Here is a 23,323-nt window from a genome sequence, read left to right as displayed (position 1 = left end):
CGCGCGCCAAAGTCAGCCGCTGTTGCGCAATGCGGTTGCGATTGCGTTGATCGACAACAGGATGCCTTCGCCGATGCGCGGATCGTCCTCACCCGCGCGGTGCCGCTTGAGCAGCTCGATCTGGAGCAGATTGAGCGGTTCGATATAGGGCAGGCGCAGCCGGATCGACGTGTCGAGCGCGGGGTTTTTCTCCAGCAGCCGGGTCTGGCGCGTAATGGTCAAAAGGCCGTCATGCGTTTTCTGCCAGCCATCGCGGATCCGCCCGAAGATTTCGTCTCGCGCCGCTTCGTCCTCGACCAGACGGGCATAGCGTGCCGCCACGCCCATGTCGGACTTGGCGAGCACCATTTCCATATTGGCCAGCGTCGCGGCAAAGAAGGGCCAGCCCGACGCCATTTCGCGCAGCAACCCCTTGTCGGCGAATGCGTCGATCGCCTGTCCGACGCCGTACCAGCCCGGCAGCATGACGCGCGCCTGTGCCCAGCTGAACACCCACGGAATCGCGCGCAGATCCTCGATCGCGTCTGATTTCTTGCGGCTGGCGGGGCGCGAACCGATCTTCAGCCCCGAAATCTCTGTGATCGGCGTCATCTGCCGGAAGAAGCTGCGGAACCCGTCGGTGTCATAGACCAGCCCGCGATACGCCTTGAACGCGGTGGCCGACAATTCGTCCATTGCCGCGCCGAAACGCTCGGCATCGCCCGCCGACAGCCGTTCCGGTTCAAGGCTGGCGAGCAGGGTAGCCGATGTCATCGCTTCAAGATTGGCGATGGCGCTGGCGCGCGTGCCATATTTGGCGGCGATGACTTCGCCCTGTTCGGTGATGCGGATGCGGCCCTGCACCGTACCCGGTGGCTGTGCCTGAATCGCGGCAAAGGACGATCCGCCGCCGCGCCCCACCGCGCCGCCGCGCCCGTGGAACAGCTGCATGCCGACGCCCGCCGCCTCGAACACCGGCGCCAGCGCGGTCGAACCGCGCGACAATTGCCAGGTTGAGGTCAGATAGCCGCCATCCTTGTTCGAATCGGAATAGCCGATCATCACTTCCTGATGGCCGCGCGCGGTCGTGGTCGCGGCGATTTCCGGCAGCGCCAGATATTCGCGCATGATGTCGGCGCCCGCCTCAAGATCGGCGACGGTTTCGAACAGCGGCACCACCATGACATGGGCAACCGGCGGCTCGCCGGGGATCCACAGGCCCGCTTCCTTCAGCATCAGATGGACTTCCAGCAGGTCGCTGACCGACTGCGCCATCGAAATCACATATTGGTTGATGCACTGCCGCCCATAGCGCCCATGCGCGGCGGCGGCGGCGTGCAGGATCGCGAGTTCGCCCGCCGTCTCGTCCGAATATTCGGCATAGGGGCTGGTCAGCGGCCGGGGGCTGGCCAGTTCACGCCGCAACACGGCGATCCGCGCCTGTTCGTCCAGCGCGGCATAATCGACCTCCACACCAGAGACCTTCAGCAATTCAGCCACGACGCGCTGATGCACGGCCGAGTTCTGGCGCATATCCAGCGTGGCGAGGTGGAAGCCAAAAACCTCGACCGCCCGGATCAGCCGGCCCAGCGCGCCGCCCGACGCCAGAATTCCCTCGCCCTTTGCCGCCAGTCCGCGCGCCAGTCCGGCCAGTTCCTCACGCAGTTCGGCGGGATCGCCATATGGCTCGCCCGTCAGGGGGCCGGGACGCGGGGCGGGCTTGCCCACCAGCGCGCGGTGGGTGGCGGCCAGTCGGGCGTAAATGCCCGACAGCGCCCGGCGATAGGGTTCGTCGGCACGACTGGCGGCGGTGTCGCCGCTTGTCTCGGCCAGCTTGCCGACCTCGCCATTGACCGGCGTGATCTCGGTAGAGATCGACAGTTCGGCGCCCAGCGCATGCACTTCGGCCATGTAATGGCCCAGCGCCGCCTCAGCCGCGCGGGCAAGGGCAAGGGTCAGCGATTCGGCGGTGACATAGGGGTTGCCGTCACGGTCGCCGCCGATCCAGCTGCCGGGCCGCAGGAAAGCGGGACAGCGCGTGCCCAGCGCCCGGTCCCAGCGGGCATAAAGCGCGGGCAGCGCGGGGAGGAACACGTCGCGCAGATAGCTGAGCGCCGTTTCCACCTCGTCCGCGACGAACAGCCGTTCGCGGCGCAGCACCCGCGTCTGCCACAGCAACGCGATCTGGCGCAGGATTGCCTCGTCGATATGGTCGCCGTCTTCGGTCTCTTCCAGCCCGCGATCCTTGAGCGCCATCAGTTCGGCGATGCGGTTGCGGTGGTCGATCATCGACTTGCGCCGCACCTCGGTCGGGTGGGCGGTCAGCACCGGCGCGACCAGCGCATTGGCCAGCAGGTCCAGCACACGCGCCTTGTCGATGCCGTCGGCTTTCAACCGGGCAAGCGCATGTTCGACATCGGCGCCCTCATCGCGGGCGATGCCCTGCCGGTCTTCCGCCAGGTTTGCGAGCATCGAAAACAGCATGAATCCGCGAACGAAATCCAGCGTTTCGTCCAGGCTCAGCCGGTCGAGACCCGGATCGATCGCATCGGCACCTGCGACCCCGCGATGGCGGTCCACTGATGTGGAGCGAATATATTCGATCCGCTTGAACAGCGCTTCGCCGCCGAAAGCACGGATGACATCACCCAGCAGCCGCCCGAGAAAGCGGATGTCCGGATTGTTCGCGATGGGGGGTAAACTGGCCATGTGCGGGTGCTGCACCCCAGCGGGTATCAGGTCAACGCATCAATACGAATGCAGGACATTCGTTGCACGCAGCAAGATTTCAGTTCTGTGACGCCAGGCTCAGCAAAACGCGCGCGGTCCCGCGACCGACAATACCCAGTTCACGTGCCGCCGCCTTGGAAAGATCAATCACGCGCTTGCCCGAAAAGGGGCCGCGATCATTGATGCGGACGATCACGCTGTTGCCCGTCAGTGCATCGGTTACACGAACCAGACTGCCAAAGGGCAGGGTGCGATGGGCGGCAGTCAGTGTGTCAGGATCGCATTTCTCACCGCTGGCGGTGCGATTGCCGGCGATTTCACGGCCGAAGAAACTGGCAAGGCCTTCGCCTACCTTCTCGATCACCGAGGGGCTTTCGGTTGCCGAAGCCGCTTCTTCCGCCAGCGCGGGGGTTGCGACGAACAGGGCAAAACCGGAACCGATCACGGCGAGCGAGCGTTTCAACGACACATGTGATCCCCCATGGCACCCGCGACGCTGGGCGGGCAGGGAGGGATTAGCACGCGAAGTTCGGCTTTGCCTGAACAAGGCGATCGTTTCGCCGCTGGAATCTCACCATCAATCCGAAAATGCGCGGCTGTGTGCCGCTTGCTGGCGCTGGATAGTGGTCACGAAGGCGCGCTCTCTGCAACACGGCAAGCGCGGGCTAATTAAACAACGAAATTGCTTTATTCTTTGATCCCCGGTCGGTAAGTTGCGCGAAAGATCACGCGTTCGACGTGACGACAGGGAGATCGGATAATGGGGTTTCGTCGTAACCATTCCGCCGCATTCTGCCGGATCGCAGGGCTGGCGATATTGGCGGCCGCCACCTCGCCGCTCGCGGCGCAGGCGCCCGTGACGACGCGCACGCCCGCGACTCCGCTGGTCGCGCACGACCCTTATTTCAGTATCTGGAGCTTCGAGGACCTGCTGGCCGAACGACCGACCCGCCACTGGACCGGGAGCGAGCAGCAATTGAGCGGGTTCGTCCGCGTCGATGGCAAGCTGTTGCGCTTCATGGGCGGCGGCGGCGGGGAGGCGATGGTCCAGCGATCGCGTTCGATCACGCCGACGACGACCGCCTATGAGATGGAAGGCGGCGGCATCCGGCTGACCGCGACCTTCTTCACCCCTGCGCTGCCCAACGATCTCGACTTGTTGTCGCGCCCAGTCACTTATCTGAGCTGGTCCGTCCGCTCCGCAGACGGGCGCCCTCATGCCGTCCAGCTGTATTTTGACGCCAGCGCGCAACTGGCGGTCGACAGCGAGCAGCAGCGCGTCACCTGGGGCAGCGCGCGGGTCGGTGACATGACCGTCATGCGGATCGGCACCAGCGAGCAGGCGGTGCTGCAAAAGGTCGGTGACAATCTGCGCATCGATTGGGGCTGGGCACAACTGGCGGTTCCGCAACAGCCGGGCGCGACCACCGCGATGATCGGCATGGGCGATCGCGGCGCGTTCATGGAGGGCAAGCAATTGCCCGCCGACGATCTGGCGATGCCGCGTCTGGCGCATCAGAACCGGCCCCTGATGGCCACGCGGTTCGATTTCGGCACCGTCGGCGCCGAGGCCCAGACCCGCCGTGCGATGCTGGCCTATGACGACATCGACGCGATCGAATATTTCAAGCGGCGGTTGCCCGCTTATTGGCGACGCGACGGCATGACCATGGCCGAACTGCTGTTGAAGGCGGAGGCTGAGGAAGCGTCGCTGCGCGAACGCGGCGCGGCGTTCGACCGCGAACTGATCGGCGATCTGGAGCGGGCCGGCGGGCGCGAATATGCCGAACTCGCGGTTGTCGCCTATCGCCAGACACTGGCCGCGCACAAGCTGGTGGCCGATATCGACGGACGGCCGCTTTATTTCTCGAAGGAAAATTTCAGCAACGGCTGCATCGCGACCGTCGATGTCACGTACCCGTCGTCGCCCTTTTTCCTGCTGCTGAATCCCGGCCTGCTCGAAGCACAGCTGCGACCCATCCTCGATTATGCGAAGATGCCGCGCTGGCGCTTCCCCTTTGCGCCGCACGACCTTGGCACCTACCCACAGGCGAACGGTCAGGTTTATGGCGGGGGTGAAACATCCGCCGACGACCAGATGCCAGTCGAGGAAAGCGGCAACATGCTGCTGATGATCGCCGCGCTGGCCAAGGTGCGCGGCAATGCCGACTTTGCGGGCGAATATTGGCCCTTGCTGTCGCGCTGGGCCGATTTCCTGCTCGACAAGGGGCTGGACCCCGAAAATCAGCTGAGCACCGACGATTTCGCCGGGCATCTTGCCCATAATGCCAATCTGTCGATCAAGGCGATCAGTGCGCTGGACGCCTATGCCGAACTGGCGCGGATGCTGGGGAAATCGGGTGAGGCCGGTCGTTACCGCACCGCCGCGCGGAACATGGCGCGCCAGTGGCTGACCATGGCCAGGGACGGCGACCATACGCGCCTGGCCTTCGACAAGCCGGGCACGTGGAGCCAGAAGTACAACCTTGTCTGGGACAAGGTGCTGGATCGCAACCTGTTCCCCGACGCGCTGGCGCAGAGCGAAGTGCGTTTTTACCTGACCCAGCAGGGCCCCTTTGGCCTGCCGCTCGACAATCGCAAAACCTATACCAAGCTCGACTGGATCGTGTGGAGCGCGACGCTGGCCGACAGCGGCGCCGATTTCCGGTCGCTGGTCGCCCCCGTCCATCGTTTCATGCGCGAAAGCCCGACGCGCGTGCCGCTCAGCGACTGGTATGAAACGACCGACGGACGACAGGTCGGCTTTCAGGCGCGGTCCGTGGTCGGCGGCGTTTATATGAAGATGCTGTCCGATCCGGCGCTCTGGCGGAAATGGGCCAGCCGCGCGCGCGGTGCCGGAGACGCGAAATGAGCCGCGCGACCCTGTACCGCGCGCTGGCCGGTGTAGCCCTGATCGCAGTGGTCGGCGCACCCCTTACGGCGCAGGACGGGAAGCGGGCGCCGGTCGATCTGGTCGATGCCCGCGTCGGTACCGCGCCGCTCGACCGACAGGAACTGATCGGCAACGCACCGCCGCCGGGTGAGCCGGTCTATTCGGGCATCACGTCCCCCGGCGCACGACTGCCGCACAGCGGGGTCGAAGCGGCACCTGTGAACGTCAATCTGGACCTGAACTATCCCACCGGCGTTCCGACGCCCTATCATTACCCCAACCCGTCGATGATCGGCTTCACGGGCGGCGGGGGTCCGACCTATGGCGGGCGTGCCGAGCCGATGGTGATGCCGGTTGTCGGCGACTGGACGGTGCCGCCCGCTTATACCCAGTCCGCCTATGACAAGGGGCGGGAGGTCGCGCGGCCCGGCTATTATTCGGTGTTCCTAGACAGTTTTCGCACCCGTGCCGAACTGACCGCCACGCGCGCGGCCAGCCTGATGCGCTTTACCTTTCCACAGACCGACCGGGCGCATGTGCTGGTCAATCTGCGCCGACGCGGTGGCGAAGTGGAGGTTGTGGGCGACCGCACCATCCGCGGCCATGCCGCGCGCGACGGCGACCGGGCGGAGCAGGCCTATTTCATTGCCGAATTTTCCAAGCCATTTACGGGCATGGGGACGTTTCGCGGCGTTCTGGACCGACCCGCATGGGGCATTGGCGAAAAGGACGTGCAGGCGGGGCGGCGCAGCATTTCGGGCAATTTCGCGGGCGCCTATCTGAACTTCACGACGCGGGATGGCGAAGCGGTGCTGATGCGGATGGCGCATGGCCACAGCTATGCCGATGCCGAGCGGAAGCTGCGTGCCGAACTGCCCGATTATGATTTCGACAAGGTGCGGGGCGCGGCGCGTGCCGAATGGTCCGACCTGCTGGGCCGGATTCAGGTGTCCGGCGGCACCGAAAAGCAGCGGCGGCTATTCTACTCCACGCTGTTTCAGTCCTTTGCCAGCCCGCGCCTGATCGCGCGCAAGGGTGAGCAGTTCGCCGACGCCAAGGGGCGGGTTCGCACCGCGACGCATGACCGATATGGGCCGGTTCCTTTTTGGGATACGGGCCGCAACCAGATCGTGCTGCTGGAGCTGCTGGAACCCGATGTCGTGCGCGACATCATGGCGTCCGAGCTCGATATGGCGCGGACGCGCGGCTATATGAACACGTCGTTCCACGCGGATAACGCGGTGTTCCTGTATTTGGGGGCGATGCGGCGCGGCATCCCGTTCGATTATGCCGCCGCCTATGAATATCTGCGCCGCAATGCCGTCGATCCAAAGGGGCCGCGCGATTATCTGGCGGAGTATATGGCCCGCGGCTGGGTGTCGGACATTGTGCCCGACGGCAATCCCAGCCCGCCTTATGCCGGCGGCAAGGCGGGTGCGGCCAAGACGCTGGAATATGCGTGGGACGATCACGCCATGGCCGAACTGGCCGAGCGGCTGGGCAAAAGTGCCGACGCCGCGCTGTTCCGCAAGCGGGCGGCGAACTGGCGTAACGTGTTCGACGCCACGACGGGCTTCGTGCGCGGGCGGACCGAAGACGGCAAGTGGATCGCGCCGTTCGATCCGCAGGAGCCCTATTACAACTTCATGATGAAGGAAGCGTCGGGCTGGTCGACATTGTGGCTGGTGCCGCACGATGTCGGCGGGCTGGCGCGCGGCCTGGGTGGACGTGCGGCATTCAATGCCAAGCTCGACCGGTTTTTCGCGACGCCCTATGCGCCCAAGGGCGTGTGCCGCGATTGTACCGGACTGATCGGCCAGTTCGTGCAGGGCAATCAGCCCGATCAGCACGCGCCCTATCTCTACGCATGGGGCGGGCAGCCATGGAAGACGCAGGCGCTGACCCGCCGCATCCTCGATACGCTCTATGGCAGCGACGCGGCAGGGCTGGGCTTTCCCGGCATGGACGATCAGGGCGCGACATCGTCCTGGTATGTGATGAGCGCGATGGGCTTTTATCCCGTCGATCCGTCAAGCGACGTCTATGTCATCGGCAGTCCCGTTTTCGATCGCGTGGCGATGCGGATGGGCGGTGGTGCGACATTTGAGGTGGTGGCGAAGAACAACTCGCCCACCAACGTCTATATCCAGTCCGCCACGCTGAACGGCCGCCCGTGGAACCGTCCGTGGTTCCGCCATGCCGATATCGCAAAGGGCGGTCGGTTCGAGTTCGTGATGGGGCCCAAGCCCGGCAAATGGGGCAGCGCGCCCGACACCGCGCCCCCGTCGATGACGCCCATGCCCTGATCCCCGGTTAGCCTCGCCAGGCGCAAGCCCCCCGGCCCGAACCGGCGAGGTGCTGTCCGGGGAAGCCCGCTCTCTCCCCAAAAAGGGCTTCCCCGGACAGTCTGTTTCAGGTGGACAGGCGTCCGTGTGACGGTGGACGATCCGCCTTGGCCATGCCGAACCGCGATGGGCGGTCGCCCATGGCAAAGACCAGTGTGCCGCCCTGCGCCAGATCGGCGTGGCTGATCCAGTTGCGCGTCCATGGCCGCCCGTTCCACGTCACTGACTGGACATAGGGGCGGTGGGGTGCGTTGCCCGTGGCACGTACCGTCAATCGCCGCCCGCCGCCCAGCCGCATCTGCGCTTCATCGAACAGGGGTGAGCCAAAGACGTATAGCGCGCTGACCGGATCGACCGGGTAGAAGCCCAGCGCCGAAAAGACGAACCACGCGCTCATCTGCCCGCAATCGTCATTGCCGATCACGCCGTCGGGATCGTTCTTGTACATCTCCACCAACAGCCGGCGCACCATCGCCTGCGTCTTATGCGGCGCGCCGCAATAGGCGTAGAGATAAGCGCAATGGTGGTTTGGTTCGTTGCCGTGCGCATATTGGCCGACCAACCCGGAAATGTCGGGCGGCGCATTGTCGGGCAGTGTCGAGGGCGCGTTGAAAAAGGCGTCGAGCCGCGCTTCATACCCCTTGTCGCCGCCGAACAGCGCGATGTGTCCGTAAATGTCGTGCTGGTTCAGGAAGGTGGTCTGCCAGCCATTCGCTTCGGTATAGTCGCGATATTTCTTGGGGTCGTGGCCGATCTGGATCGGGTCATAGGGCGACCACCAGCTGCCGTCATCGAAACGCGGCCGGGCAAAGCCGATCGAGGGGTCGAGGACGTTGCGATAGTTCAGGCTCCGCTTGCGCAGCGCCGCGGCATCGGCACTGGCCCCCGCCGCATCGGCAATGACCGCCCCCGCCCAGTCGTCATATGCATATTCCTGTGTCCGACTGACCGACTCCCATATCCGGTCCGCGGGAATCCAGCCGCGCTTGATATAGAAATCGCGGCCCAGCGTGCCGTCGACATCGGGCATGTCGGCGTCGAAGGCACGGCGGCGCAGCGCGGGCCATGCGGCGGCATAGTCGGCCTCGATCCCCTTGGCCTTTGCCTCTGCCAGCACCGATACTGCGTGCCAGCCGATCATCGTGCCCGTCTCGATCCCCTGAAGCTGCCAGACCGGCGCACCATAGCGGCTCTGCTGTGTCTGGCGGATCAGGTCGCGCGTGAACATCGTCGCACGCTCGCGATCGATCAGCGTGATCAGCGGGTGAAAGGCGCGATAGGTGTCCCACAGCGAATAGGTGCTGAAGGCAGGCGCGTCGGCGCCCGCGCGGTGGACCTGGCGGTCCATTCCCATGAACCGTCCGTCGCTGTCGGTGAACAGCGTCGGGGCCAGTAGCGCGTGATACAGCGCACTGGCCATTATGGTGCGCTGATCGGGGGTGCCGCCGTCAACCTTTACCGCATCCAGCGCGGCCATCCAGCGAGCGCGGGCGGCGCGGCGGATGCGGTCAAAGTCCCAATGGGACGCTTCTGCCGCCAGATTGGCGCGGGCGCCGGCCACGTCCACGGCGGACACGGCGCAGCGGATCAGGATCGGCGCGGCACCGGCATCGTCATAATGCAGCGCGACCTTCAGCTTGGCGCCCTTCACGCCGGTGGTCCCGGCGGGCTGTTCGGCATCGTCGTCGCCATAGAAGGTGACACGGTCGGGCTTGCGGGACAGCTGCATCGCGAAATGGATGCGCCGTCCCTTGGCCCAGCGATGCACACGGCGGCTGCCCGTCAGCGTGCCGTCGGCGTCGATCGCCAGCGATGCGTCGTCGACCAGCGTTCCCTTGTCCCACGGGTCAAGGATCATGTGCGCGAAGTCGACCAGGATATGGCCGGGCCCCGCCGGAAAGGTATGGCGATGCCAGCCGGTGCGGTCGGTCACCGTCAGCTCGGCCCGTACGCCTTTTTCCAGCGTGACCCGGTAATAGCCGGGTTCGGCATGTTCATCGCGGAAACGCTGGCGGTATCCGTCGGCGAAATCTTCCGGCGTACCCGGCTTCAGCCGCACAGGGCCGGTGGTCGGTACCACCAGCACGTCCAGCATGTCGCCAATGCCGGTGCCGGACAAATGGGTGTGGCTGAACCCCATGATCGAGCCGTCCTTGACGTGATAGCCCGAACAGGCATCCCAGCCCGACACATTGGTATCGGGGCTGAGCTGGATCATGCCGAACGGCAATGTCGCGCCGGGATAGGTATGGCCGTGACCGCCGGTTCCGACGAAAAGATTGGGCGGCGTGGCGGTGGGCGCGGCGGAGGCGGTGCGTGGCAGGGCGCCGGTCAGCGCCAGCCCCCCGGTTCCAGCCAGCAATTGTCGGCGCGTGGGGGTCATGCGAAACGCTCTTTCAACAGGGCCGGTCGATGTCGTTCGATGTCGAGGATCAAATCCCCGAACAGCCCGTTGGCCCAGGCGAACCAGCTGCGGGTGAACTTCGCCGGATCGTCCTTGTGAAAGCTTTCGTGCATGAAACCCGTGCCCGCATGGGTATTGCTCAGCCAGCGCAGGCAGCGGCGAACCTCTCCATCGTCGTCGGACAGCAGCGCGCGGCTGATCAGCGACATCGGCCAGATCATGTCCATGCCGATATGCGGCCCGCCAATTCCCTCGGCCGCGCTGCCCTTGAAGAAATAGGGGTTGCGCTCGCTCCAGGCCAAATCGCGGGTGCGCCGCCACAGCGCGTCGTCGCGTGCCGCCGCGCCAAGCAGGGGTAGTGCCGACAGGCTGGGGACATTGGCATCGTCCATGAAGATGGCATTGCCATAGCCATCGACTTCAAATGCCCAGACCTGACCGCCCTGGCCGTCGCTCATGCGGCCATGGTCGCGCAGCGCGGCCTCGACCTCGTCCGCCAGGGCGCTGGCGCCTTGCGCGGAAGCGGCATCGCCGCGCGCTTCGTTCAGCACCTGCGCCAGCATCCGCAGGGCGGACACCGCAAACAGGTTGGACGGGATCAGGAACGGAAAGACACACGCATCGTCCGAGGGGCGAAAGCCCGAATGGATCAGCTCCACCTTGCGCGTCGGCGCGCCAAAGCCGCCGAACATCAGTGTTTCGGTGGGGGAAGGGTCGACGCGCTGAAAGCTGTAGGGACCGGAGCCATCCTTTCGCTGCTGCACGCGCAGGGTCTGGACCGCGAGCGTCATTGCCTGTGCCCACAATGCATCGAACGGCGTCTTGTCGCGCGTTGCTGTCCAATAGGCATGGGCCAGCCGCATCGGGTAGCAGAGCGAGTCGATCTCCCATTTCCGTTCGGCCACGCCGGGCTTCATGTCGGTCCGGTCCCCCCGCGCGGACAGGCTGGACAACGCCGCCGGGTCGGCCATGAACGCGTTGGCATAGGGGTCGATCAGGATGCAGCGCGCCTGACGCTGGAATGCGCCGTGGAACAGGTGGCGCAGATCGGCGTCCTTTGGCGTCAGATGGACATAGGTCTGAAGCTGGGCCGAGCTGTCGCGCAGCCACATCGCGTCGATATCGCCGGTGATGACGAAGGTGTCGGGCTTTCCATCGACCATGCCCAGCCGCACCGTCGTATCGAGCGTGTTGGGGTAGCAGTTCTCGAACAGCCAGGCGAGTTCCGGGTCGGCGATCCGGGCCTTTACGCGGGCGATTTCCGCCTCGACAGCCTTGCTGGTGAAGCCGCGCTGCGCGGCGGGCGGGCGCTTGCTGGCAAAGGGCTGGGCCAGCGCGCGGCCGGGCAGCGTCGCGGCGAGCGCCGCCAGGCCGGCGCCGGCGATAACGGTACGACGATCGGCCATGGTCACTTCGCCCCTCCCTGCGGGCGACTCATCGAGAAGGGTGCATCAGCCTTTGCCGCGCCCCAGGCGGGGTTGGGCTTCGGCCCCATGACGAAGCGCAGCGTACCCCCGGCCTGCAACGCTTCGCGTGTCAGCCAGGGCTTGTCATGACGCTGGCCGTTGAAGGTCGCGGACTGGATGTACGGATTGCCGGGGCCGTTATTCTCCGCCTCGATCACCAGTTTGCGGCCATTGGGCATGGTCAGCGACATGTGGCGGAACAGAGGGCTGCCGATGGCATATTGGCCAGTGGCGGATGCGACCGGGTAGAAGCCCAATGCCGAGAACACATACCAGGCCGACGTCTGGCCATTATCCTCGTCGCCCGGATAGCCATCGGGATCGGGGGAATAGAGCTTGGTCAGGATGTCGCGCACCCGCCCTTGCGTCTTCCACGGTGCGCCGGCCCAGTTGTACAGATAGGGCATGTGCTGGATCGGCTGGTTGCCATGGGCATATTGGCCCATGTCGACGATCTGCATTTCGCGGATTTCGTGAATGACCTGTCCGTAATAGCTGTCGTCGAACAGCGGCGGGGTGGTGAAGATCGAATCCAGCCGGTCGACGAACGCCTTGTCCCCGCCCATCAGGTCGATCAGGCCCTGCGGGTCCTGCATTACTGACCAGCTATAATGGAGCGCGTTTCCTTCGGTGAACGCGTCGCCCCATTTCAGCGGGTTGAACGGCGTCGCCCAGCTGCCGTCGCGGTTGCGGCCGCGCATCCAGCCCGTTTGGGTGTCATAAAGCTTGCGATAATTCTGCGCCTGCGCCGCATATTTGCGCGCGTCATCGGTCTTGCCCAGCGCTGCCGCCAGTCGGGAGAGCGAGAAATCGGCCGTCGCATATTCCAGCGTGCGCGCGGCATTTTCGTTGATGCCGACGTCATAGGGGACATAGCCCAGCTGGTTGTAATATTCGACGCCCTCGCGCCCCACCGCCGTCAGCACGCGTCCGCGCGCGTCGCGCGGGCGCCCTTCCGACGTGGTCGCGTTCTTGACCATCGCCTCATACAGCTTTTCGACGTCAAAGCCGCGGACGCCGTTGATATAGGCGTCGGCGATGATGTTGGCCGAGTTGGAGCCGATCATCACGCTGCGATGACCGGGGCTGGCCCATTCGGGCAGCCAGCCCGATTCGGTATAGGTGTTGACCAGCCCCTGCATGATCTGGCCGTCGAGTTCGGGATACATCAGCGCGAACCACGGGAATACCGCGCGCCAAGTGTCCCAGAACCCGTTGTCGGTGAACAGCGGGCCGTCATGCACCTTGCCGTCATAGGGGCTGTAGTGAACGGTGCGCCCGCGAGCGTCGATTTCGTGGAAGGTGCGCGGGAATTGCAGCATTCGGTACAGCGCCGAATAGAAGGTGCGCCGGTTGCGTTCGTTCGGGTCGCTGACCTGCACGCGCTGAAATTCGGTTTCCCACGCGGCTTTCGCCTTGGCCTTTGTCTGGTCAAAGCTGTCGCGACCGATTTCGCGTAGGTTCAGAACCGCCTGTTCGGGGCTGATGAAGGACGATGCGACCTTGACCCCTACCGTTTCGCCCTTGCGCGTCTTGAAGCTGACAACGGCGCCGACATGCGCGCCCTCCCGCTTGCGGTCGGCGCTCAGCGCGCCGTTGCTGTCCCAGGTGCGCGTGACGGTGAAGTCATGGTCGAATTCGGCGACGAAATAATTGTGGAAATTGGCCGGCACCCCGCCGCTGTTGTTGCGGGCATAGCCTGTGATGCGCCGCCGCGCGGGGTCGATCTGGACCATCGACCCCTTGTCATACGCGTCGAGCAGGATGTGCGCGTCGTCGCTTTCGGGGAAGGTGAAACGGAATTGCGCGGCGCGGTTGGTCGGCACCACTTCGGCGGTAACGTCGTAGTCGGCCAGATAGACCTTGTAGCCATAGGGGCGCGCTTCTTCGGCCTTGTGGCTGAACCAGGATGCGCGTTCCGACTGCTTGATCTTCAGCGGCCCCGTCTCTGCAAACAGTGAGAAGGCGGCATAATCGTTCATCCACGGGCTGGGCTGGTGCGTCTGCTTGATCCCGTTGATCTTGTGCGCGTCATAGACATAGCCCCAGCCGCTGCCCATTTCGCCGGTTACCGGGGTCCAGAAATTCATCCCCCACGGCACGGCCACCGCGGGATAGGTGTTGCCATAGGACAGTTCATAGCTGGAATCGGTGCCCATCAGCGGGTTGGCAAGGTCGACCAGCGCTTCCTGTTCGGCCTGTGCCTGCCCGGCTTGCGCGCTCGCGACGGGCAGCGATGCCGCCACCAGCGCCGCCGCCGCGGTCGAAGCGGCCAGGTTCCGGGCGGTGTGCAGAATCGTTTTCAGGCTCATGATGCTCCCCTTGTTCGCTTGGTCAGCGCTGTGCTGTGGCACCCGGCAACGGGCGCGGGCCGACACCCTTGTTGGTCAGCCGCACCGGCTGGATCGTGCCGTCGGCATTGAAGGTCATGCGGTCGATCGCAAGCTGTCGCCGCTCTCCGCGCGTTTCGTTCAGTGGGCGGCGGTGATAGGCGATGTACCATTCGTCGGTGCCCGGCACGTTGACCACCGAATGATGGCCCGCTCCGCGCGCGATCCGCATGTCCTGCGCCAGGATCTTGCCCATCGGTTTGAACGGTCCGGTCGGGCTTGAGCCCATGGCATAGGCGACGCTGTAGTCGGGGCCGGTCCAGCCGCCTTCGGACCACATCAGATAATAGACGCCCTTGCGTTCGATCATGAACGAACCCTCGACATAGCCGGGGGGCGTGATTTCCTTGAACATCGAACCGTCGGGATGCGGCACGATGGAGCGCAGGTCCGCGCTCAGCCGGACGACGTTGCAATGGCCCCAACCGCCATAGAAAAGATAGACCTGCCCATCGCGATCGCGGAAGGCGAAGGGGTCGATCGGCTGGGCGCCATTGTGGAACGTGCCGATCAGCGGCTTGCCCAGCGCATCGCGAAACGGCCCTTCCGGCCGGTCGGCGACGGCCAGCCCGATACCGCCCAGTTCCTTGTCGCTCTGAATGTCGTTGGCGCTGAAGAACAGGTAATAGCGGCCATTGGCGTGAATCGCCGATGGCGCCCAGATGGCATAGGCGGCCCAGTCGATATTCTCGACATCCAGCACGCGCTCATGCCGGGTCCAATTCACCATGTCGGGCGAGGAGAAGGCGTCGAAAAAGGTCTGGAAGCCATAGGATGGCCGCACCATCCGCTGCTTGCGTGCCTGTTCCTGCGCCGGGGTGAAGCGCGACGGCGCGCGCGGCGCCCCGTCATGGTCGGAATAGGTCGGGTAGATCCAGTAACGCCCCTCGAACACATGGATCTCGGGGTCGGCATACCAGCCCTTCACGATGGGGTTCGCGGCATAGCCGATGCCCGCCGTCAGCACCGCCGCCGCCGCGATGATGCCGATCCGTAGCCTTCCCGTCATGCCGCTCCCCTTTGTTTTCTTGTGGGTCTGCCGAAATGGGGGACGTTACGCCACGCCCCCCAATCGGTCTGGCTTCAGTTCGCCTTAGAAGTTGTACGACAGGCCGACATAGGCCCGGCGACCGAAATAATTGCTGCGCACGAACCGGTCTTCGGTGTCGTTGCCCAGATATTGCCGCTCTTCCGACTTGGTCAGGTTGATGACCGATGCCGTCAGCAGCACGCCTTCGAACAGTTCATAGGACGCATTGATGTCCACCTGTTCATAAGGGGCGGTATAGACGTTCAGGCCCGATGCGAGCCCGCCGACCACTTCACCGCGGCGGTTATAGGATGCACGCAGCAGCATCCGGTCGTTTTCATAGAAGACCGAACCGTTGAGCTGCGTCTTGGCGCTGCCGACCAGTGCCGACGAGCCGACATCCTCACCATCCAGCGTCACCTGCGCGACCGAGGTGTCGTTATAGGTGAAGTTGACCTGTGCGCCGAGGCCGAAGGGCAGGGTGTGCTGGGCATAAAGCTCGACACCCTGCGACACCGCGTCGGACCCGTTGGCGATCGTGGAATAGGGCTGGATCAGCACCTGTTCCCCGGCGACTTCACGCGTCACGTCCAGCACCAGCGGCACGACGAAGTCCGACACGTCCTTGCGGAACAACGTCGCGCCCAGCACTGATCCGCGCTGGAAATACCATTCGATGCCAAGATCGTACTGCCATGCGGAGAACGGGTTGAGCTGTGAATTGCCACCGCTGCCCGACCAGCCTTCGAACTCGCCGAACTGGTTGCGGTCGAACGCATATTCGGCCGAACGATAGGTCAGCGAACGCGCGCCGCCCAGATCGCTGAATGCCGGGCGCGAAATCACCTTTGCCGCCGCGCCGCGCATGAGCAGGTTGGGCGTGATTTCGTATGAGACGTTCAGGCTGGGCAGCCAGTCGGTATAGGTCTTGGACTCGTCCAGCTGGACGTTGATCAGACGGCGGCGCTGCTCGAGCGGGATGACCTGGCAATTGCCGTCCGATCCGATCGGACGATTGGGATCGAACGGACCGGCGGGGCCGTCGACGCAATAATCGTCCAGATATTCCAGCCGGTCCGAGGTCACACCCGACTGACGTGTATTGGCGACACGCAGACCGAGATTGCCGCGCAGTCCGCCGCTTTCAAAATTGGCCTGGACATAGCCGGACCAGACCCGCTCCCCGACATTGTACAGATTTTCGGGTTCGGGGACGAGCACCGCTGGACCATAGGTGTCGTTCAGATAACCGATATAATTGTCGAAATTGATGCCGGGGAAGATGTTGGCGTTAAAGCCACCGGCGATGTTTCCGATCGGCTGGTCATAGAAATATTCCGGCCGTGCCACGGCGCCGTCGGGCGTGTCCTGAAATCGCTGTTTGGTCGCAGGATCGGCATACCATTCATAACGCGCCGTTTCGCGCTGGATGTCCAGATCGCGCCACTTCACGCCCGCCTGGATCGATGTCAGGAAGCTGTCGAAACGCTGGGTCAGGTCCAGCTGGGCATAACGCTGCGACAATTCGCTGTTGGTAAAGCCGCCGCCGGTCGAGCCGATGTCGATCTGGGCAATGCCGTTCCTGATATTGTCTTGCAGCTCAGGAGAGAAGGTGAAGTTCGGGCGGCTGCCCGACAGGTCCCATTCGCTAACGAAATTGCCGTTCGCTTCCTGTCCGGTGACGGTCAGGCGCGGCTTTGCGGCAACGCCAAAACGGATCGACGGGCCGCCGGTCGCGCGCGTCTTGCCGAACTTGGCAATCGCGGTGAACCGGTCGCCTTCATACGCGACCTCGGTCTCGAAGGTGTTCGACACCTGCTTTTCGCGGCTGAAAGTGCCGGCGATCTGCGGCGTTTCCATCGTGCAGGGCGGCGTGCTGGTCAGGCACCCGGTGCCTGCCGCCGGCACTTCGAACCGCGCCGACTGGAAGATCGTGCCGCTGGGGTCCAGCTTCGCGTCGCTGAAAAAATTGCCATAGCCCCATTCGGGGATTTTCAGCACGTTGCTGGTAAAGTCGCTGCTATATTCGAAGCGGAAGAAGTTCGACGTGACGGTCACATTGTCGAACGGACGCGCCTGAACCGTCGCCTGGATGCCGTAACGGTCGCGCTTCTGGTCGAACACCTCGGCATTGACCGACTGCGGCGCCCAATAGCCCGAATAGCGCGTGCCCCCCTGCGTCGAATTGCCGCCGCCGGGCCAATAGGAAATGGCGTCGTCATTTTCGAACGGATTGCCGTTCACGTCGGTTGCAGGCGTCAGCACTTCACCCGTTGCCGGGTCACGATCGCTCCACCAGCGCCAAGTTTCGGTCGTGCCGCGCAGTTCGCGGTTCGAGCGTTGCTGATAGACGCCGCCGACAAGGACGCCGAGCGTTTCGTCGGCATTCTTCCAGGAATATTGCGCGCCGATCTGCGGCTCGAACTTTTCGGTCGTTTCGGCATAGGTGCCCTCGACCGAGATGAAGCCCGAACCCGACGGTACATCGAAGGGGCGGCGGGTATTCAGGATGATCGTGCCGCCGACGCCGCCTTCCTCCAGCCGCGCTTCGGGCGACTTGTAGACTTCGGTCGAGGCGATGAAGTTCGACGGCAGCAGGACATAGTTGAACGAACGCTGGGGATCGCCCGAATCGGCGCCAGCCAGGAAATTGCCGTTGAGCAATGTCAGCGTCAGGCCGGGCTGAAGGCCGCGAATGCTGACGCGGCTACCTTCGCCACCGTCGCGGGTGATGATCACGCCGGGCACGCGCTGAAGCGCGTCGGCCACGTTCTTGTCGGGGAATTTGCCGACATCCTCGGCCGTGATCACGTCGACAAAGGCGTTAGCCTCCCGCTTTTGCGTCAGGCTTTCCTCGATCGAGCGGCGATAGCCAGTGACGACGATATCGCCGGCGGTGGGATCCTGAGCCGCGGGCACATTGGCTGGCGGCGGGGTGTCGACCGTCTGGGCCAGCGACGTGCCGGCAGTACCGACACAGGCACCCGCCGTCATCAGCAGGCGAAGCGTGTAGTTGCGAAGTCCCGGCCGCGTGCGGCCGCGCATGAATCCCGTCATCGACTATCCCTCCACAAACCGATTGTGTGTCCGATTCTCATTTCCCAACCCGCAGCGAGCATCGCGGCGGCTGCGGCCGAACATCTGCCACTATACGGCAATACCAAAAGCAAATTGTCAATTGGATAGATTGCGAGCAGTCGGGTGAAAGCGCGTCGCGCGTGGCCGCGCGGCAACACAATGCCGCACGCCTAATGCTGCTTCGATGTCGTGGTTCGGCGGTTGCCGAGCGAAATCAGGTGCTTTGGAATGCCTGCGCGTCGACGGGGCCAGCCTTCCAAAGCGCACCAGGCGTCGGAAGCAGGAAGTGGCCGAACGGTAGAATCGCCGCGCCGACAGCGGGCGCATCCTTGGCGAGTTGCGCACGCACGACCGGGGCGACCGCGGGCGATCCGTCACGCGAAGCGGCCATGCGCGCGTTGATGCGATCCGCAAGTCGATCGAGCAGGGCGGCCGGCAGGCGCCCGCCCAGCAGGATCAGGCCGGGGTCGATCAGGCAGTTGATCGCCTCGATCGGAGTGGCGAGCAATGTCGCGGCGTGGGTGGTCCAGCGTTCAAGCGAGTCGGCAACGGCCGGTTCGGGATCGTCCGCCAGCGCGGCCGATAGCGGGTGGCCGTCCGCCGCCAGATGCGCGGCCAGTCCCGACAGCGACACCCACCGCTGAATTGGCTCCCCAGACCCCATGTCGCCGGATGCATGCATGAAGCCCAGTTCGCCGCTTCGCCCATTGGCACCGCGCACGTAATTGCCGTCGACGACAAAGCCGCCGCCCAGACCCGAAGACATCAGAATATAGAAAAAGCTGTGATTCTGCTGCCCCAGGCCGAACTGCATCTCGCCGATGGCGGCGGCGGCGGCGTCGTTCTCGACAAAGACGGGCAGGGCGAACGGATCGCCGAACAGTCCCGCAACATCGACGCTGTTCCATTCGGAATAGGCATCAGGCCTGCCGGGCAGGTCGACCGAGCCGAGATCGTCGGGAATGGCCACGCCGATCCCGATCAGCTTGGCCGGCTCTACATTCGCCTTGCGCAACAGCTTCTTGATCGAGCGGCGATACAGCGTCCGCACCTGATCGGGCAGGGCATATTCGACATCTTCCGACACGCTGGCCAGCGTTCGACCGGAAAAATCGACCAGCACGATGCTGACATGGTCGCGGTCGACATTAACGCCAATCGAGTTGCAGGCGTCGTGCCGAACCACCAGCTTGGTGGGGGGCTGGCCCCGGCCGCCGCGCCGCTGGCCCGCTTCCTCAATCATGCCGTCCTGAAGCAGGCGGCGCGTGATGTTGGCGATGGCCGGGCCCGTCAGGCCGGTGATGCGCGCCAGCTCCACGCGGGTCAGCGATCCGCCCACGCGAATGGCGTGCAGGGTGACCCGCTGGTTATGATCCGCCGCACGAACCAGATTGGTGCCCGACAGGCGGGGGCGGGCGATGGGCGTACCGTCGTTCAACACGCCACTCCCGTCGCTGGCGTCGGACGCGAACGCAAGACTGGCTTCGGCTTCATCGGCTGCTCCCGGCACATATAGGCACGACCATAGCGCAAGCGACGCGTTCGGCCAGTGGTCTTGAGGTACGTACCTGCACCTGGCCGCTTCCCTCCCGCTTTGAATTATGCAATTTGATGTATTAAAGGGGCTAGGAAGACCCAGGGGCATCGGCTCCGCATCGCAAGGGGAGGAATGGGTGCGTCCAGCGACCGAATGTCTGTCCGCGTCGCGACAAGGCGCAGCGCAATGAGCCGGGTTGAGCCCGCAGGCCGATTGGCGGGGGTTGAGCTGGGCGGCACCAAATGCCTGGTCACGCTAGGCAGCGGTCCCGACCGCATTGACGAACAGCTTATGGTGTCGACCACCACGCCCGACGCCACGCTGTCGGCGATCGCCGATATTCTGAGCCGCTGGACCTATGATGCGCTTGGCATCGCCGCATTCGGGCCGATCGGTGTCGATCCGGCGCGCGGCGATTACGGTGTGGTGCTGGCCACGAACAAGCCCGGCTGGCCGGGCGCGCCGGTGCTTGAGCAGCTGAGCGCGGTGCGGCTGGTCCCGGTTGCGGTCGACACCGACGTCAACGGTGCTGCACTGGCTGAAATGCGTTGGGGCTGTGCCAAGGGGCTGGACGACTTCGCCTATGTGACCGTTGGGACGGGTGTCGGCGTGGGGCTGGTGGTGCGGGGTCGCACGACCGGCGGCATCGGGCACAGCGAGATCGGCCATCTGCGCATTCCGCGACCGGCCGGGGACAATTTCGAAAGCGTCTGCCGCTATCACCCCGACTGCGTAGAGGGGCTGGCATCGGGCACTGCCCTGCGCGGGCGGCTGAACGGGCGTGCGGTTGAGGATGTCGGGCCGGACGATCCGCTATGGACCCCGATTGTCGAGGCGCTGGCCGCCATGTGCCATGCGATCGTTGTCACCACCGGGCCGCGTCGCATCGCCATTGGCGGCGGCGTGGCCGTGCGTCAGCCGCATCTGCTGCCCCGGATCGACACGGCGCTGCGGGCGAGCCTGGCGGGTTACATGCCGCTGCCCCCTGTGCCCTACATCGTGGCGCCCGCATTGGGAGCGATGGCGGGTCCGCTCGGCTCGATCGCGGTGGCCGCGACCGCGCTGTCGCGCGTTCCCGCCTGACCCTCAGCGCGCCGCGCTCATTGAATAGGGGCGCTGCGCAGGGGCCGTTGCCCAGTTGCGGTTGGGCGTCGCCTGCATCGTGAAGCGAAGCTCGCCGCCCGCCATCAGTTCGTCGTGCCGGATGAAGCTGCGCGCCAGCGGGCGACCGTTCAGCGTCACGCCCCCCACATAGCGGTTGGTGTCGGACAACTGATCCGCGACCACGGTAAACTGCTTGCCATTGGGCAGCGTCATGCCCGCACGCTCTACAAAGGGGCGGCCCAGCACATATTCGTTCGACCCCGGCGCGACCGGGTAGAAACCCAGTGCCGTGAACACCAGCCATGCCGACATCTGACCCAGATCGTCATTGCCCGACAGGCCGTCGGGTGCCGCCTTATACTGGCTGTCGATAATCTGCTTCAGCCGCTCCTGTGTCCGCCACGGCTGGCCGGCATAGTTGTAGAGATAGGCGACGTGGTGGCTGGGTTCGTTGCCGTGGATATATTGGCCGATCAGGCCGGCAATATCCTCTGCATGGCTGTAATCGATGCCCGACATGTCGAAGTCGAACATCGCATCCAGCTTCTTCACCGCCGCGGCATCACCGCCCAGCAGCCTGAACATCGCGGCCTGATCCTGCGGCACGAACCACGAATATTGCCAGGCATTCCCCTCGGTATAGTCGCTGCCATAATTGATGGCGGTGGGATCGAAGGGGGTGCGGAAGCTGCCATCGGCCTTTCGCGCGCGCAGGAAGCCGGTCTTTGCGTCGAAGCTGTTGCGCCAGTTGCCCGCGCGCTTTTCGAAGCGGGCGGCGACGTCGCTGCGCCCCATGGCCCGCGCCATGCGCGCGATGGTCCAGTCGTCATAGGCATATTCGACCGTCTTTGACGCCGCTTCCGGTTCGCGGTCGATGGGCACGTAGCCAAGCTGCATATAGTGATCCAGCCCGCCATATTGACCATAGCTGGCACTGGCGACCATCGCATCCAGCGCGGCGTTTTCATCGAAACCGCGCAGGCCCTTCAGCCATGCATCGGCGATCACCGGGACGCCGTGATAGCCGATCATCGTCCACGTCTCGCGCCCGTGGAACTGCCACACGGGCAGGATGCCGTGCGGGCTGTGTCGCTGGCTGGCGAGCAGCGACTGGACGAAATCCAGGTTCCGCCGCTCCGGTTGGGTCAGCAGCAACAGTGGATGTTGCGCGCGGAACGTATCCCATAGCGAGAAGGTCGAGTGGAAGGTGAAGTTCTCCGCCCGGTGGACCTGATCGTCTGGCCCGCGATAGCGGCCATCGGCGTCGGCAAACACGCTGGGCGCGATCATGCTGTGATACAGGCCCGTATAGACCATGCGCTTCATCGGTGCAGGCGCGTCGATGCGGACCGTATCCAGTGCCTTGGTCCAGGCGGCGCGGGTGGTGCCGTGAATGGTGCCGAAACCGCCCGTTTCGCTTTCCAGATTGGCGATCGCGCCATCCTCATCGACGCTGGAAATCGCGACCTTCAGCTCAAGCGGCGCGGACAGCCGCCCGAAATCGAGCCGTGCGACCAGCGCACGACCCAGCAACTGGTCGACATCGGTGCGTCCGCGCCCCGGTCCCTGAAAGCCCTTATAGGCGATATTTTCCTCGCGGTTGACGAAGGCATGGCCCGTCAGCTTTGCATTGGGGCGGATCGCGAAGAACAGCTTGCGCCCCGGTGCCCAGCCGCGCGTCTCGCGCATGCCGGTGATCGTGCCGTCGTCGCGTAACCGGACCGACGACCACAGGATTTTGCCCGGATAATTGTAGAGCGAACTGCGAAGGTCGATGACGACATGCGCGTCCTGTCCCGTGGGAAAGCGATAGCGGTGGACAGCCACGCGCGTGCCCGCCGTCAGTTCGGCGCGAATGTCCGAATCCTTCAGCGTGACCGCATAATAGCCTGGTCGCGCCACTTCTTCGCGATGATCGAAGCGTGAGCGATAGCCCGAACCCGGCTTGCTCGCGTCCCCCGGTTCCAGCGACACATTGGTGCCCGCAACGGGCATGACCAGAAAGTCGCCCAGGTCCGAATGGCCCGCGCCCGAAAAATGGGTGTGCGAAAAGCCCTGAATCGTCGGGTCGTCGTAACGATAGCCCGCAGCGTGGCCATAGCATTCGCGCACCTGACAGCCGGTATCGGTATCAGGGCTGGCCTGCACCATGCCGAACGGCGCAACCGCGCCGGGGAACGTATGCCCTTCCCCACCGGTGCCGATGAACGGATCGACGCTGTCATAACCGCCGCGTTCCTGCGCGGTCACGCTGGCCAGCGGAGTCATGGCCGTCATGGCGATGGACGCCAGTGCAAGCGCGGCACTGGCGGGGCGGCGGCGATGGATGAATGTCATGGCGTGCGGTCTCCCCCGAACGGCGTTATG

The 23,323-nt window shown here is 64.5% G+C and carries 12 protein-coding genes; 3 read left to right on the top strand and 9 right to left on the bottom strand.

Annotation, left to right across the window (positions count from 1 at the left end):
* Positions 1-12: 12 nt before the first annotated feature.
* Together ppc and ACAX61_RS08185 are read right to left on the bottom strand one after the other, a co-directional pair.
* The gene (ppc, locus tag ACAX61_RS08190; RefSeq protein WP_370714273.1) at positions 13-2,688 is read right to left on the bottom strand and encodes a phosphoenolpyruvate carboxylase; all 2,676 of its coding nucleotides are present in this window, start codon (positions 2,686-2,688) and stop codon (positions 13-15) included.
* Between the two features lie 79 nt (positions 2,689-2,767).
* Positions 2,768-3,178 (bottom strand): septal ring lytic transglycosylase RlpA family protein, encoded by a 411-nt coding sequence (locus ACAX61_RS08185; RefSeq protein WP_370714272.1) that lies wholly within the window; start codon positions 3,176-3,178, stop codon positions 2,768-2,770.
* A 291-nt stretch (positions 3,179-3,469) separates the two neighbouring features.
* Between ACAX61_RS08185 and ACAX61_RS08180 the strand changes: the two genes are divergently transcribed.
* Positions 3,470-5,581, top strand: coding sequence for a glutaminase family protein (locus tag ACAX61_RS08180; protein WP_370714271.1), 2,112 nt, complete (start codon positions 3,470-3,472; stop codon positions 5,579-5,581).
* A complete protein-coding gene (locus tag ACAX61_RS08175; protein WP_370714270.1) occupies positions 5,578-7,908 on the top strand; it encodes a GH92 family glycosyl hydrolase in 2,331 nt (776 codons plus the stop codon). The genes ACAX61_RS08180 and ACAX61_RS08175 overlap by 4 nt, the downstream gene beginning before the upstream one ends.
* Positions 7,909-8,014: 106 nt before the next feature.
* On the opposite strand, the gene ACAX61_RS08170 is transcribed toward ACAX61_RS08175, so the two are convergent.
* The 6 genes from ACAX61_RS08170 to ACAX61_RS08145 form a co-directional block, all read right to left on the bottom strand.
* On the bottom strand, positions 8,015-10,330 hold the full coding sequence (locus ACAX61_RS08170; protein WP_370714269.1) for a GH92 family glycosyl hydrolase: 2,316 nt from the start codon (positions 10,328-10,330) through the stop codon (positions 8,015-8,017).
* Complete coding sequence (locus ACAX61_RS08165; protein ID WP_370714949.1) at positions 10,327-11,757, bottom strand: glycoside hydrolase family 125 protein; 1,431 nt, start codon at positions 11,755-11,757, stop codon at positions 10,327-10,329. Before ACAX61_RS08165 ends, ACAX61_RS08170 begins: the two co-directional genes overlap by 4 nt.
* A gap of 2 nt (positions 11,758-11,759) precedes the next feature.
* Positions 11,760-14,129: a GH92 family glycosyl hydrolase gene (locus tag ACAX61_RS08160; protein WP_370714268.1), complete on the bottom strand. Its 2,370-nt coding sequence runs from the start codon at positions 14,127-14,129 to the stop codon at positions 11,760-11,762.
* Between the two features lie 22 nt (positions 14,130-14,151).
* A complete protein-coding gene (locus ACAX61_RS08155) occupies positions 14,152-15,216 on the bottom strand; it encodes a glycoside hydrolase family 43 protein (RefSeq protein ID WP_370714267.1) in 1,065 nt (354 codons plus the stop codon).
* A gap of 84 nt (positions 15,217-15,300) precedes the next feature.
* Entirely contained in the window at positions 15,301-18,294 is a 2,994-nt protein-coding gene (locus ACAX61_RS08150) for a TonB-dependent receptor (protein WP_370714266.1), read from the bottom strand.
* A 235-nt stretch (positions 18,295-18,529) separates the two neighbouring features.
* The gene (locus tag ACAX61_RS08145; RefSeq protein WP_370714265.1) at positions 18,530-19,825 is read right to left on the bottom strand and encodes an ROK family transcriptional regulator; all 1,296 of its coding nucleotides are present in this window, start codon (positions 19,823-19,825) and stop codon (positions 18,530-18,532) included.
* 213 nt (positions 19,826-20,038) lie between these two features.
* Here ACAX61_RS08145 and ACAX61_RS08140 point away from each other — a divergent pair, with 213 nt between their 5' ends.
* Positions 20,039-20,935 (top strand): ROK family protein, encoded by an 897-nt coding sequence (locus ACAX61_RS08140; RefSeq protein ID WP_370714264.1) that lies wholly within the window; start codon positions 20,039-20,041, stop codon positions 20,933-20,935.
* Between the two features lie 3 nt (positions 20,936-20,938).
* Here the strand turns inward: ACAX61_RS08140 and ACAX61_RS08135 are convergent, their stop codons facing one another.
* Positions 20,939-23,293 carry a GH92 family glycosyl hydrolase gene (locus ACAX61_RS08135; protein WP_370714263.1) on the bottom strand — a complete coding sequence of 785 codons (2,355 nt, stop codon included), beginning with the start codon at positions 23,291-23,293 and terminating at the stop codon, positions 20,939-20,941.
* Positions 23,294-23,323: the final 30 nt, after the last annotated feature.

Origin of the sequence: Sphingomonas sp. IW22 (assembly GCF_041321155.1) — a bacterium.
In the GTDB taxonomy this organism is placed as follows: domain Bacteria; phylum Pseudomonadota; class Alphaproteobacteria; order Sphingomonadales; family Sphingomonadaceae; genus Sphingomonas.
The sequence above is the reverse complement of the archived record's forward strand: the minus strand, read 5'-3'. Positions and strand labels throughout refer to the sequence as shown.

What these genes read in the sequence shown, in the direction of transcription:
- ppc (WP_370714273.1), bottom strand. Translation starts at nt 2,688, where the DNA reads ATGGCCAGTTTACCCCCCATCGCGAACAATCCGGACATCCGCTTTCTC.
- ACAX61_RS08140 (WP_370714264.1), top strand. Translation starts at nt 20,039, where the DNA reads ATGAGCCGGGTTGAGCCCGCAGGCCGATTGGCGGGGGTTGAGCTGGGC.
- ACAX61_RS08165 (WP_370714949.1), bottom strand. Translation starts at nt 11,757, where the DNA reads ATGGCCGATCGTCGTACCGTTATCGCCGGCGCCGGCCTGGCGGCGCTC.
- ACAX61_RS08150 (WP_370714266.1), bottom strand. Translation starts at nt 18,294, where the DNA reads ATGACGGGATTCATGCGCGGCCGCACGCGGCCGGGACTTCGCAACTAC.
- ACAX61_RS08155 (WP_370714267.1), bottom strand. Translation starts at nt 15,216, where the DNA reads ATGACGGGAAGGCTACGGATCGGCATCATCGCGGCGGCGGCGGTGCTG.
- ACAX61_RS08180 (WP_370714271.1), top strand. Translation starts at nt 3,470, where the DNA reads ATGGGGTTTCGTCGTAACCATTCCGCCGCATTCTGCCGGATCGCAGGG.
- ACAX61_RS08170 (WP_370714269.1), bottom strand. Translation starts at nt 10,330, where the DNA reads ATGACCCCCACGCGCCGACAATTGCTGGCTGGAACCGGGGGGCTGGCG.
- ACAX61_RS08175 (WP_370714270.1), top strand. Translation starts at nt 5,578, where the DNA reads ATGAGCCGCGCGACCCTGTACCGCGCGCTGGCCGGTGTAGCCCTGATC.
- ACAX61_RS08160 (WP_370714268.1), bottom strand. Translation starts at nt 14,129, where the DNA reads ATGAGCCTGAAAACGATTCTGCACACCGCCCGGAACCTGGCCGCTTCG.
- ACAX61_RS08135 (WP_370714263.1), bottom strand. Translation starts at nt 23,293, where the DNA reads ATGACATTCATCCATCGCCGCCGCCCCGCCAGTGCCGCGCTTGCACTG.